The sequence below is a fragment of the Blastococcus jejuensis genome (assembly GCF_039534705.1).
In the GTDB taxonomy this organism is placed as follows: domain Bacteria; phylum Actinomycetota; class Actinomycetes; order Mycobacteriales; family Geodermatophilaceae; genus Blastococcus_B; species Blastococcus_B jejuensis.
In genome coordinates this window covers 27,532-39,609 of record NZ_BAAAVV010000016.1, presented here as the reverse complement: position 1 = coordinate 39,609, position 12,078 = coordinate 27,532, and the positions used below count along the sequence as shown (strand labels likewise).

The 12,078-nt window shown below is 74.4% G+C and carries 12 protein-coding genes; 11 read left to right on the top strand and 1 reads right to left on the bottom strand.

What is annotated here, in order from left to right:
• Nucleotides 1–42: 42 nt before the first annotated feature.
• Entirely contained in the window at nt 43–654 is a 612-nt protein-coding gene (gene mftR, locus ABD644_RS20760) for a mycofactocin system transcriptional regulator (RefSeq protein WP_344690966.1), read from the bottom strand.
• A 119-nt stretch (nt 655–773) separates the two neighbouring features.
• Between mftR and mftA the strand changes: the two genes are divergently transcribed.
• From mftA to ABD644_RS20705, 11 genes are all read left to right on the top strand, one after another.
• On the top strand, nt 774–893 hold the full coding sequence (gene mftA / locus ABD644_RS20755; RefSeq protein WP_344690965.1) for a mycofactocin precursor MftA: 120 nt from the start codon (nt 774–776) through the stop codon (nt 891–893).
• 7 nt (nt 894–900) lie between these two features.
• A complete protein-coding gene (mftB, locus tag ABD644_RS20750; protein WP_344690964.1) occupies nt 901–1,203 on the top strand; it encodes a mycofactocin biosynthesis chaperone MftB in 303 nt (100 codons plus the stop codon).
• Entirely contained in the window at nt 1,200–2,417 is a 1,218-nt protein-coding gene (mftC, locus tag ABD644_RS20745; protein WP_344690963.1) for a mycofactocin radical SAM maturase, read from the top strand. The genes mftB and mftC overlap by 4 nt, the downstream gene beginning before the upstream one ends.
• Nucleotides 2,418–2,506: 89 nt before the next feature.
• Nucleotides 2,507–4,381 (top strand): putative bifunctional diguanylate cyclase/phosphodiesterase, encoded by a 1,875-nt coding sequence (locus ABD644_RS20740; protein WP_344690962.1) that lies wholly within the window; start codon nt 2,507–2,509, stop codon nt 4,379–4,381.
• Nucleotides 4,382–4,539: 158 nt separating this feature from the next.
• Nucleotides 4,540–5,532, top strand: a complete 993-nt coding sequence (locus ABD644_RS20735) for an ATP-binding cassette domain-containing protein (protein WP_344690961.1) — start codon at nt 4,540–4,542, stop codon at nt 5,530–5,532.
• Nucleotide 5,533: 1 nt separating this feature from the next.
• Complete coding sequence (locus tag ABD644_RS20730; protein ID WP_344690960.1) at nt 5,534–6,415, top strand: ABC transporter permease; 882 nt, start codon at nt 5,534–5,536, stop codon at nt 6,413–6,415.
• Nucleotides 6,416–6,445: 30 nt separating this feature from the next.
• Nucleotides 6,446–7,177, top strand: coding sequence for a mycofactocin biosynthesis peptidyl-dipeptidase MftE (mftE, locus tag ABD644_RS20725; RefSeq protein ID WP_344690959.1), 732 nt, complete (start codon nt 6,446–6,448; stop codon nt 7,175–7,177).
• 9 nt (nt 7,178–7,186) lie between these two features.
• Nucleotides 7,187–7,729 carry a cysteine hydrolase family protein gene (locus ABD644_RS20720; RefSeq protein WP_344690958.1) on the top strand — a complete coding sequence of 181 codons (543 nt, stop codon included), beginning with the start codon at nt 7,187–7,189 and terminating at the stop codon, nt 7,727–7,729.
• Nucleotides 7,726–9,144, top strand: a complete 1,419-nt coding sequence (gene mftF, locus ABD644_RS20715; protein ID WP_344690957.1) for a mycofactocin biosynthesis glycosyltransferase MftF — start codon at nt 7,726–7,728, stop codon at nt 9,142–9,144. Before ABD644_RS20720 ends, mftF begins: the two co-directional genes overlap by 4 nt.
• A 191-nt stretch (nt 9,145–9,335) precedes the next feature.
• A complete protein-coding gene (locus tag ABD644_RS20710; protein WP_344690956.1) occupies nt 9,336–10,661 on the top strand; it encodes a sigma-54-dependent transcriptional regulator family protein in 1,326 nt (441 codons plus the stop codon).
• Nucleotides 10,662–10,707: 46 nt separating this feature from the next.
• A complete protein-coding gene (locus tag ABD644_RS20705) occupies nt 10,708–11,973 on the top strand; it encodes an MFS transporter (protein WP_344690955.1) in 1,266 nt (421 codons plus the stop codon).
• Nucleotides 11,974–12,078: the final 105 nt, after the last annotated feature.

Below are 12,078 nucleotides of genomic sequence, written 5' to 3'. Positions count from 1 at the left end.
CGAACGCGCGAGGGGCGATGAAGCCACCCCCTGACCCGCAGCTCACGCCGACGGCGCCTGGACGTCCAGCGACCGGAAGCCGGTCGCGAGTTCGTCGAAGGCGGTGCGCAGCGCCTTGTCCAGCGAGAACTCCGGGTAGGTCAGCCACGCCTCGAAGGCCGTCGTCGCCGCGGCCCGCGTGCTGGTCGCGACGAGCCGGGGGAGAAGCTCGCCTGGCTCCGTTCCGGTCCGCATCGCGACGTACTCGGCGACCACGCGGTCGACGTCGGCGTAGCGGACCTGCGAGTGGGCCAGGAGCGCCGGCTCGGTGAGGATCAGCTGCATCCGCTGGCGCAGCAGCGGAAGGTCGGCGGAGGAGTAGTCGTTCACCTCGACGTAGGCCGCGCAGATGGCCGCGAGCACCGGCTGACGGTCGCCGGTGTCGCGGAGCAGCCAGGCCAGCCGGGCGACGTGCGCGGCGAAGTCCCCCCAGACGGCGTCGGCCTTCGTGGCGAAGTAGCGGAAGTACGTCCGCCGGCTGATGCCGGCCACCTCGGCGACCTCGTCGATCGTCACGCCCTCGAACCCGCGCCGGGTGAACAGGTCCAGGGCTGCGCGCTCGATGCGCGCCCGGGTTCCCTCGCGCGGGCTCTCGTCGAGCCCCGTCTCGGTCACGGGTCCCATTGTCCCCCGTCAGACCTGCGCATGGACCGATCCGTCCCCCCGTATTGCCGCTGGCACCGGGTGTCCCTAGCCTCGGGACATCCCGCCCCAGAGTCGTTCCGGAGGTCCCGATGCCCGAACCCACCGACAGCAGCGTGGAGACCGCGGAGACACCGGGAGTCGAGGAGGTCCTGGTCGAGGAGTCGCTGGTCGAGGAGGTCTCGATCGACGGCATGTGCGGCGTCTACTAGCCCGCCCGTGACTGCCCCGAGCCCGGCGTCGGACGTCTTCGACGTCGCGGTGCCGTGGCGGCGGGCCCGCTCGGTCGCCCTGCGCCCCGAGCCGTTCGGGGCCCTGGTCTACCACTTCGGCAACCGGAAGCTGTCCTTCCTGAAGTCGAAGACGCTGGTGAGCGTCGTCGAGGCGCTCGAGAACCACCCCACGGCCGCCGGGGCGCTGACCGCGTGCGGCGTGACGGACGCGCAGCGCCCGGCCTACGAGAAGGCGCTCGCCGATCTCGCCCGCTCGCAGATGATCGAACGCCGGGAGACCTCCGCATGACCTCTGTCCTCCCGACGCGTCCCGTCGGCGGAAAGCTGATCGACCAGTTCGAGTACGGGCTCGACGCCCCGATCTGCCTGACCTGGGAGCTCACCTACGCCTGCAACCTCGCCTGCGTGCACTGTCTGTCGTCGTCCGGACGGCGCGACCCGCGGGAGCTCTCCACCGCCGAGGCGGAAGCGGTCATCGACGAGCTGCAGCGGATGCAGGTCTTCTACGTCAACGTCGGCGGCGGCGAGCCGACCGTCCGGCCGGACTTCTGGCACCTGCTGGACTACGCCATCGGCCACGACGTCGGGGTCAAGTTCTCCACCAACGGCATCAAGCTGGACAAAGCCCGTGCGGCGCAACTCGCGGCCACCGACTACGTCGACGTCCAGATCTCCCTGGACGGCGCGACGGCGGAGGTCAACGACCGCGTGCGCGGCACCGGGTCGTTCGCCACCGCGACGCGCGCCCTGGAGAACCTGGCCGAGGCCGGGATGAAGGACTTCAAGGTCTCGGTGGTCGTCACCCGCGAGAACGCCGGCCAGCTCGACGAGTTCAAGGCGCTCACCGACTCCTACGGCGCGCAGCTGCGCATCACCCGGCTGCGGCCCTCGGGTCGGGGCGCCGACGTCTGGGACCAGCTGCACCCGACCCAGGCCCAGCAGCGCGACCTCTACCGGTGGCTGCTGGCCAACGGCGACAACGTGCTCACCGGCGACTCCTTCTTCCACCTGTCCGCGTTCGGCGAGGCGCTGCCGGGGCTGAACCTCTGCGGTGCCGGCCGCGTGGTCTGCCTCATCGACCCGGTCGGCGACGTCTACGCCTGCCCCTTCGCCATCCACGAGAACTTCCTCGCCGGCAACGTGCGCGACGAGGGTGGCTTCCAGCGGGTGTGGCAGCAGAGCGAGCTGTTCGCCGACCTGCGCAGCCCGCAGACCGGTGGCGCGTGCACCAAGTGCGCCCACTTCGACGCCTGTCGGGGCGGGTGCATGGCGGCCAAGTTCTTCACCGGCCTGCCGCTGGACGGCCCGGACCCGGAGTGCGTCCAGGGCTACGGGGAGACGGCGCTGGCGGCTCGCGACGCCGACCGCGTGGCGCCGCGCAGTCACCTCGACCACTCGCACAGCGGCCCGGTGCGCGGACAGCCGACGCTCCTGGGCATGCCGAGCCTCCCGCCGGTGCGCGGTTGCGACGAATCGCCGCTCGCGGGCCTCTCGCTGGACTGACGCGGGACGTTCTCTGGCTGCCCCGAAAGAGGCAGCTCGGTGCCCAGCGGCTCCAGGAATCACCCGTTCGGGCCGATGGTCCGGCTGTGATGCGCCGACTCCGCGATCGGGTGCTGCATGCGCTGCCCGAGGGTCGGCTGCTGCCCGAAGCGGTGTGGCAGCGGCGTCACCTGGCGATCGTGCGGGTCGCGCTGGGCTTGGCCGTGGCACTGGTGATTTTCAGCTGGCTGCAGGGCTTCGGCCAGCCCGCGGCCGTCGCCGTCCTGGCCGCCGTCGCCGGGCCGGCCGGCGTGGCCGCGATCCCCCACCTGAGCCGCAAGCAGCGGTCGGTCGCCGCCACGACGAGCCTCATGGCCGCCTCGGTCGCCCTCGTGCACCTGTGGAGCGGGGTCACCGAGTCGCACTTCATCTTCTTCGTGATGATCGGGGTCGTCTCCCTCTACCAGGACTGGCTGCCCTACCTCATCGCCCTGCTCGTGGTGACGCTGCACCACGGCGTCGTGGGGACGCTGTATCCCTCGGTCGTCTTCAGCCACGGCGCCGTGCACGACCCCTGGGTCTGGGCCGGCATCCACGCCGCGTTCGTGCTCGCCGCCAGCCTGGCGAACCTGGCGTCCTGGCGCCTCAACGAGGACCAGGTGCTCAGCGACCCGCTCACCGGTCTGGCCAACCGCACGCTGCTCGAGGAGATCACCCACCGGATCCTGCAGCGGGGCGATGCGGTCAGCGTCCTGTTCATCGACATCGACGACTTCAAGGACGTCAACGACAGCCGCGGCCACTCCCAGGGCGACGAGCTGCTCCTGGTCCTGGCCGAGCGGCTGCGCGGCTGCGTCCGCCCGGGTGACGTCGTCGCCCGCACCGGCGGCGACGAGTTCGCGCTGGTCGTCCAGGGCGGCCCCGACGTCGCCCGGGCGATCGCCGGCCGCGCGCTCAGCTGCCTGGCCGTGCCCGTGCCCCTCGACTCCGGGCCGGTGACCGTGCGCGCCAGCGTCGGCATCGCGGCGTCCGGTGATCCCGGCGAGTCCACCCCCGGCTCGCTGCTGCGCAACGCCGACCTCGCGATGCACCTGGCCAAGGCCCAGGGCAAGAACCGCCTCGTCGCCTACGCCGACGGCATGGCCCAGGCCGCCCGCCGCCGCGCCGAGCTCCAGCAGGACCTCGCCCTCGCCGTGCCGGAGGACCAACTCGTCGTCCACTACCAGCCGACCGTCCGCGTGGCCGACGGCCGGACCACCGGCTTCGAGGCGCTCGTCCGGTGGAACCACCCCGCCCGCGGCATGGTGCCGCCGGCCGAGTTCATCCCGCTCGCCGAGGAGACCGGCATCATCACCGAGATCGGCCGCTGGGTGCTCCGGCAGTCGGTCGCCCAGGGCGCGGCCTGGTCGGCCGCCACGGGAACGCCGCTGCGCATGGCCGTCAACCTCTCGCCCCGCCAGCTGCTCGACGACGACGTGGTCGCCGACGTCGAGGCGGCGCTGCGTGACAGCGGGTTCCCCGCGGGACAGCTGACCCTGGAGGTCACCGAGGGTGTCCTGGTCCGGGACGTCGACCGCGCGGTCGCCCGGCTGGAGGCGCTCCGCGCCCTGGGTGTCCGCATCGCCATCGACGACTTCGGCACCGGCTTCTCGGGGCTGTCCTACCTGCGCAACCTGCCGGCCGACATCATCAAGATCGACCGCAGCTTCGTCGGCGACCTCCCCACCGGACGTTCGGCCAGCACGCTGATCTCCTCGATCGTCGAGCTGGCCCGCACGCTGGGCCTCGAGGTCATCGCCGAGGGCGTCGAGACCGAGGAGCAGCGCCGGACGCTCGAGGAGCTGCGCTGCGGCTCGGCCCAGGGCTACCTGTTCGCCCGACCGGAGCCGGCGCACCAGGCGGGTGCCCATCTCGCTACGGGAGGGATCCCCGCCCAGCCGGGCCCGCCCGCGATCGAGCGTCTCCAGGGAGCCCCGACCGGCTGAGGCCACTGCTCCCGGGGTGTTCCTCCCGCACGTGGTGTCCTGCAGGACCCGGGGAGGGCGGACAACGCCCCCGGAGCGGAGCTACCCGGGAACGCGACGGAGGGGCGCGACGCGAATTCCGTTGGGAGTCGGCCCGCGGGTAGGGGAGATTGTCCCGCGTGTCCGACACCGTGAGAGGCCCCGCGATCGAGGCCGTCGGGCTGACCAAGACGTACAAATCCGGCGACACCGCCGTCGAGGCCGTCCGCTCCATCGACCTGCGCGTCGAGGCCGGGCAGACCTACGGCTTCCTCGGCCCGAACGGCGCCGGGAAGTCCACGACCATCGAGATGCTCTGCACCATCCGCAACCCCACGTCCGGCACCGCGCGGGTGGGCGGTTTCGACGTCGTCCGCGAGCGGGACCAGGTGCGCCGCCGGATCGGGCTGGTCTTCCAGCAGCAGACGCTGGACCTGCAGCTGACCGCCGAGCAGAACCTGCGCTTCCACGCCGACCTCTACGGGCTCGGCCGTGCCGACGCCGAGCGCCGGATCGACGAGGTGCTCGAGATGGTGGCGCTGGCCGATCGTCGCTCGGACGTCGTCATGAAGTTCTCCGGGGGCATGAAGCGCCGGCTGGAGATCGCCCGCGGCCTCGTGCACGCCCCGCAGGTGCTGTTCCTCGACGAGCCCACGATCGGGCTGGACCCGCAGACCCGGGCCGCGATCTGGGACTACCTGCACGACCTCCGGCAGCGCACCGAGATCACCGTCTTCGTCACCACGCACTACATGGACGAGGCCGAGCACTGCGACCGGATCGCGATCATGGACCACGGCGAGATCGTCGTCGAGGACACCCCGGAGGCGCTGAAGTCGAGCATCGGCACCGACCGGATCGCCCTGCGCACGGACGACGACGAGGTCGCCATCGCCCGCATCCGCGAGCGGCTCGGCGTCGAGGCCGGTGTGCACGAGGGGCAGGTGACGATCGCCGTCCCCGAGGGGGCGCAGGTCGTCCCGCGGCTGTTCACCGAGCTCGGGGTGCACATCCTGTCGGTGACCGTCACCCGGCCGAGCCTCGACGACGTCTTCATGACCTACACCGGCCGCACCATCCGTGACTCCGAGGGGCCGCAGGGCTCCGTCTTTCCCTTCGCCGGGAGGCGCTGAGATGACCACGCGAGACACCGCGCCCGCCGGCACCGCCGCGCCGCTGGATCTCCTGCCCGAGGTGCGCAGCGACCGGGCGCACCAGCTGCGGGCCACCTGGGTGGTCACCCGGCGCGAACTGCTGCGGCTCAAGCAGGACAAGGCGCGCATGGTGACGATGCTGCTGCAGCCGGTGCTGTTCATCTTCGTGATGGGCACCGGGCTCGGCAGCATCGTCGACACCGGCGGGGGCACGGACTTCCGGACGTTCCTCTACCCGGGCGTCCTGGCGACCTCGGTGCTCTTCACCGCCGCGTTCGCGGGCATCTCGCTGGTGTGGGACCGGGAGTTCGGGTTCCTGCGCGAGATGATGGTGGCGCCGATCTCCCGGGCCTCGATCATCTGGGGCAAGTGCCTCGGCGGCGCGATCGTGGCGACCCTACAGAGCCTGGTGCTGCTCGCGCTGCTCGGCACCGTCGGCATCCCCTACTCGCCGGTGCTCATCGTCGAGCTGATCGGCTGCCTGTTCCTCGGGGCGCTGCTGCTGACCGCGCTCGGCGTCCTGCTGTCGACCCGGATCAAGACCATCCAGGCGGCCATGCCGATCAGCCAGCTGCTGATCATGCCCATGATGTTCCTGTCGGGCTCGCTGTTCCCGATCTCCGGGTTGCCCGGCTGGCTGGCCGTGCTGACCCACCTGAACCCGCTCACCTACGTGGTCCAGCCGATGCGGCACTTCACGCTGGAGCACCTCTCGCTCACGGCGGCGGAGCAGGAACGCCTGCTCCCGGTCATCACCTGGTTCGGCTGGGAGGTGCCGGTCGGCGTGCAGCTGGGTGCGGTCGCCGTCATCACCCTGGGCCTGGTGGCGCTGGCGGCGCGCATCTTCAGGACGACGGAATGAATGGTGCCCGTCGCTGACTAGGCTGCGGCGGTGCGATCCCTGGCCGGCTCCGTCTGGCCGGCGATCCCCCCGTCGCCGCTGCTCGTCGTCCCGCTGGGCTCGACCGAGCAGCACGGACACCACCTGCCGCTGGGAACCGACACGGCGGTCGCCTGCGCGGTCGCCGACGCCGCGGCGCTCTCCCTGGACGGCGCCGTGCTCGCCCCGGCGCTGGCCTACGGCGCCAGCGGTGAGCACGAAGGGTTCCCCGGAACGGTGTCGCTGGGCACCGAGGCGCTGACCGGGCTGCTGGTCGAGTACGGGCGGTCGGCCTGCCGGTGGGCCGGGCGCGTGCTGCTGGTCAACGGCCACGGCGGGAACCTCGAGGCGCTGCGGGCGGCCGGGACGCTGTTGCGGGCGGAGGGCCGGGACGTCGCGTGGTTCCCCTGCGGCGTGCCCGGTGGCGACGCCCACGCGGGGCGGACCGAGACGTCGCTGATGTTGCACGTGGAACCGGAGGGAGTGCTGGGGGAGCGGGCGGTGGCGGGGGAGACGGCGCCGCTCGCGCAGCTGCTGCCCCGGCTGCGCGCCGAGGGCGTGCGGGGCGTCAGCCCGACCGGGGTCCTGGGCGACCCGGCCGGTGCCTCGGCGGAGGAGGGGGCCGTTCTGCTGACCGCGCTGACCGACCGGCTGGTCGCCGCCACCCTGGCCTGGACGGTCGACGCCGGTGGGCGGCTGCGCGAGCCGGCGGCGCCCGAGGGGACGGACCCGGCCGGAGGTTAGGGTCCGCCGGTGGGTTCCGGTGTGCAGGGCTGGCTCGTCGTCGTCGATCTGCAGCACGTGTTCGGCGATCCCGACACCCCCTGGACGACGCCCCGCTTCGAGGAGATCCGGCCGCGGATCCGCCGGCTGGTCGAGGCGTTCGGCGACCGCGTGGTCTGGACCCGGTTCGTGGCCCCGGCGCAGCCCATCGGCGCGTGGCAGGAGTACTTCGAGGAGTACGACTTCGCCCTGCAGCCGGCCGACGCGCACTGCTACCGACTGGTCGAGGACCCGGGCGGACAGCCGGTGATCGATGCGCCGACCTTCGGCAAGTGGGGGCCGCACCTGATGGAGGTCGTGGGCGAGGGCCCGATCACCGTCACCGGCGTCGCCACCGACTGCTGCGTGCTCTCGACCGTCCTGCCGGCCGCCGACGCGGGGGTCGGCGTCCTCGTCGTCACCGACGCGTGCGCGGGATCCTCCGACGACGACCACGACCGGGCGCTGCACCTGATGCACCGCTACTCCCCGCTGGTGCGCCTGGCCACGACGGACGAGGTCCTCGGGCGGTGACCCCGGGCGGCCCGCTCCCGACGGGCTTCGCGGTGCGGCTCGACCCGCGGGCCCGCCGTCGCGAGGACGGCGCCGTGCTGCTCGGCGGGTCGCCGCTGCGACTGCTCCGGCTCTCGCCCCCGGCCCGCGCGCTCCTCTCCGGCGACCGCCTCGTCGTGCGGGACGCCCGGACGGCGGTGCTCGCCGGCCGCCTGCTCGACGCCGGCCTCGCCCACCCCGACCTGCCGGCCGTTGGGGGCGCGCAGGACGACGTCACCGTCGTCGTCCCGGTGCGGGACCGCCCCGCGGCCCTCGCCCGGCTGCTCACCGCGCTGCGGGCGGACCCGGCGACCGCCCGGGCGCCGCTGGTCGTGGTCGACGACGGCTCGGTCGATCCCGCCGCGGTGGTCCGGGTGGCCGGTGCGTGCGGCGTGCGGGTCGTCCGCCGCGAGGTCTCCGGTGGCCCGGCCGCCGCGCGCGACGCGGGCCTGCGCGAGGCCCGGACCGACCTCGTCGCCTTCCTCGACTCCGACTGCGTGCCCCGGGCCGGCTGGCTGGGGGTGCTGCGGTCGCACCTCGCCGACCCCCGCCTGGCCCTGGTCGCGCCGCGCATCACCGGCCTGCCGGGCGGTCCCACGGGCTGGACCGCCGCCTACGACGAGGTGGCCGGGGCGCTCGACATGGGGGAGCACCCGGCGCCGGTGCGCCCCTGGTCCGCGGTTTCCTACGTGCCCAGCGCCGCGATGCTGGCCCGGCGGGTGGCGCTGGGCGGGGGTTTCGACGAGTCGATGCGCGTCGCGGAGGACGTCGACCTGGTCTGGCGGCTGGTCGAGGCGGGGTGGCGCGTGCGCTACGAGCCGGGGGCCGTCGTGGAGCACGAGCACCCGGTGGCGACGGCGGAGTGGCTGCGGCGCCGCGCCTTCTACGGCACCGGCGCCGCGCTGCTCGCCGCGCGGCACGGCCCGGCGGTCGCGCCGGTCGTCCTCGCCCCCACATCGGCGGCGGTGTGGGCTCTCCTGGTCGCCGGCGGTCGGCGGGGATGGGCGCCGGCGGCCGCGATCCTCGCCGTCGACACGGTCCGGCTGTCCCGCCGGCTCGCCGGCCCGGGCCGGCCCCCGGAGGCCGGGTTCGCCGCCGGGCTGGTCCTGCGGGGGGCGGTCTCGGCGGGGCGCTCCCTGGCGCGGGCCGTCACGCGGCACCACTGGCCGCTGGCTGTCGTGCTGCTCGCCGTCCGGCGGCTGCGTCCGTGGCTGCTGGGCGCCGCCGTCGTCGATGCCGCGGCCGCCTGGTGGCCGGTCCGCCGGCGTCTCGGCCCCCTCCGGTTCGCCGTCGCCCGGCGGCTCGACGACCTCGCCTACGGGGCGGGCCTGTGGTGGGGCGCGGCCCGGGCTCACGACCTCCGGGCGCTCCGGCCGACCCGGCCGCCGCGGCTCTGACCGCTGCTCCGCCCGGTGCCCCGGTGCGGCCTCCGGTGCCGCGGTGCGACGCGGTCCTGGGAGCCCTACGGCGGCACCGGGCACGGCCGGCCCTGGATCGACGGCGCGACCCGGACGACGCCACGCCTGGTGGAATCGTCAACCACCGGCCACGATGGGCGTGACATGAGCCACTCAACGCGGGGCGCCCGGTGTCCACGGCCGTGAATCCCTGGCTGGCGCTGCCGGACGGCCGGCCGAGCGCGAGCCTGACACGGCAGCTCCGTGCCGCCCACGAACGGCTCGTCACCAGCTGCGGCCTGCCGGCCGACTCGGTGGTCCGCTCGGTCGTCCGCGACTCGTGGCGGCGCTCCCTCGGCAGCGGCGTGGATCCCGACGGCCAGGCCCCCCCGGTCGAGCTCCTCGACGACGACCTGCTCGCCTACCGCGCCGCCCATCCGCTCGCGCCGGTCATGCCGGTCATCCGCCGGCTGCTGGTCGAGGACGCCGAGGCCGACCAGATGATCGTCGCCGTCACCGACGCCGGCGGCCGGATGCTCTGGGTCGAGGGCGACCACCGGCTGCGCAGCATGGCGGCCGGGATGAACTTCGTCGAGGGCGCGCGCTGGGCCGAGGAGGTCGCCGGCACCAACGCCCCGGGCACCGCGCTGGCCGTCGACCACGCCGTCCAGATCTACGGCAGCGAGCACTACCGTCGTCCGGTCCAGCCGTGGAGCTGCTCGGCGGCGCCGGTCCACGACCCGTTCACCGGCACGCTGCTCGGCGCCATCGACGTCACCGGCGGCGACCACGTGGCCAGCCCGCACGTGCTCACGCTGGTCCGGGCCACGGTGGCCGCCGTCGAGTCCGAGCTGCGCTGGCTGCACCGGGAGCAGGCTCAGCGCGCCGCCGGTCGCCGGCCCGCGCCGCCGGTCCCCCGCCCCGCGCCGCTGCTGGAGGTGCTCGGCCGCGAGCGCGGACGGCTGCGCCGTCCCGGCGGCACCCTCGAGCTGTCGCTGCGCCACTCGGAACTGCTGCTCCTCCTGGCCGAGGCCGCCGTCGCCGGCGAGGGCCGCAGCGCCACCCAGCTGGCCGCCGAGTGCCACCCCGGCGAGGCGGCAGCGGTCACGATCCGCGCCGAGCTGTCCCGCCTGCGCCGATTGCTCGGTCCCGACCTCGTCGGCTCGCGGCCCTACCGGCTGCGCGGGCGCATCGAGACCGACCTCGACCAGGTGCGCCGGCTGCTCGCGCGCGGGGCGGTCGGCTCCGCGCTCGAGCGCTATCCCGGGGCGGTGCTGCCGGGGTCGCTGGCGCCGGGGGTCATGGCCGCCCGCGAGCGCGTGACCGCCCTGCTGCGGCAGGCGGTCCTGCGCAGCCGCCGTCCGGAGCTGCTGCTGCGCTACGCCCAGCTGCCCGAGGCCCGCGACGACGCCGCCGTCTGGCAGGCCTGCGTCGAGTGGCTCCCGGCCGGTTCGCCGCGGCGCACGGCCGCGGCGGCCCATCTGCTGCGGCTGCGGCGCACCTCACGCCCGCGGTGACGGCGCGTCGGGAATGCCCCGCCGCCGGGTGGGCTTCGCTGTCTGAGTGACCACCCTTCCCTCGATCGACCGTCCTGCCCTGTCCACCCGCCGGGTGGTCATCGCAGTGGTCGCCCTGGCGCTGGGTGGCTTCGCGATCGGCACCACCGAGTTCGTCACGATGGGCGTCCTGCCCGACATCGCCGACGGCGTGGGTGTCGACATCCCCTCGGCGGGCCACGTCATCTCCGTGTACGCCCTCGGCGTGGTCGTCGGGGCGCCGGTCATCGCGGCGCTGGGTGCCCGACTCCCCCGCCGTGCCCTGCTCGTCGGCCTGATGGTTGCCTTCCTGATCGGCAACGGGCTGTCGGCGGCGGCGCCCGGCTACCGGACCCTGTTGGTGGCCCGGTTCCTCAGCGGGCTGCCGCACGGCGCGTACTTCGGGGTCGCGTCGCTGGTGGCCGCATCGCTCGTCGCCCCGCACCTGCGCGGCCGCGCCGTGAGCTCGGTGATGCTCGGCCTGGCCGCCGCGATGCTGACCGGCGTCCCGGCCGCCACCTGGCTCGGGCAGCAGTTCGGCTGGCGGTCGGCCTACTGGACCGTCGCCGTCCTCGCCGCCCTGACCGTCGCCGCGGTGCTCGCCGTCGTGCCGTCCTCCCCGGGGCGGCCGGAGGCCACGGTCCGCGGCGAGCTCGGTGCGCTGCGCCGGCCGCAGGTGCTGCTCACGCTGATGGTCGGGATCGTCGGGTTCGGCGGCATGTTCGCGCTCTACAGCTACATCGCGCCGGTGGTCACCGACGTCGCCGGCCTGTCCCGCGGCACGGTCCCGCTGGTCCTCCTCGCCTACGGCGCCGGCGGCATCATCGGGACGGCGCTGGGCGGGAAGCTGGCCGACTGGGCGCTGTTCCGCTCCCTGGTGGGCTCGCTGGTCGCCCTGTTCCTCCTCCTGGTCCTGGTCGCGCTCACCTCCCCGTGGGCGCCGGCGTTGTTCGTCGGGGTCTTCGCGGTGTCGGTGGCCGCCTCGGTGCTGGCCATCACCCTGCAGATGCGGCTGATGGAGACCGCCGGCGAGGCGCAGATGCTCGGGGCCGCGCTCAACCACTCCGCGCTGAACCTGGCCAACGCGCTCGGGGCGTGGCTCGGCGGGCTGGTCATCGCGGCGGGACTCGGGTTCCGGGCGCCGGCGGCCGTGGGCGCCGGCCTGGCGGTCGCGGGGCTGCTCCCGCTGGCCGCGTCGGCCGTCGTCCGGCACCGCGCGGTGCGTGCGGCCACGACTGACGACGCCGCCGACCGGATCGCTCTCGCGCACCAGGAGCCCGCGACCGTCCGGTGAGGCGGACCGGTCCCACCTGCAACGAGGCTGCAACGTTGCGCGGGGCCGCGCCCGCGCACCGGATTCGGGCGCACGCCCCGCAGAACGGGGCCGATCGGGGTCCAG

Bases quoted from the DNA above. Each gene is read 5' to 3' on its own strand.
- mftA (WP_344690965.1), top strand. From the start codon at position 774: ATGCCCGAACCCACCGACAGCAGCGTGGAGACCGCGGAGACACCGGGA.
- mftC (WP_344690963.1), top strand. From the start codon at position 1,200: ATGACCTCTGTCCTCCCGACGCGTCCCGTCGGCGGAAAGCTGATCGAC.
- ABD644_RS20740 (WP_344690962.1), top strand. From the start codon at position 2,507: ATGCGCCGACTCCGCGATCGGGTGCTGCATGCGCTGCCCGAGGGTCGG.
- ABD644_RS20730 (WP_344690960.1), top strand. From the start codon at position 5,534: ATGACCACGCGAGACACCGCGCCCGCCGGCACCGCCGCGCCGCTGGAT.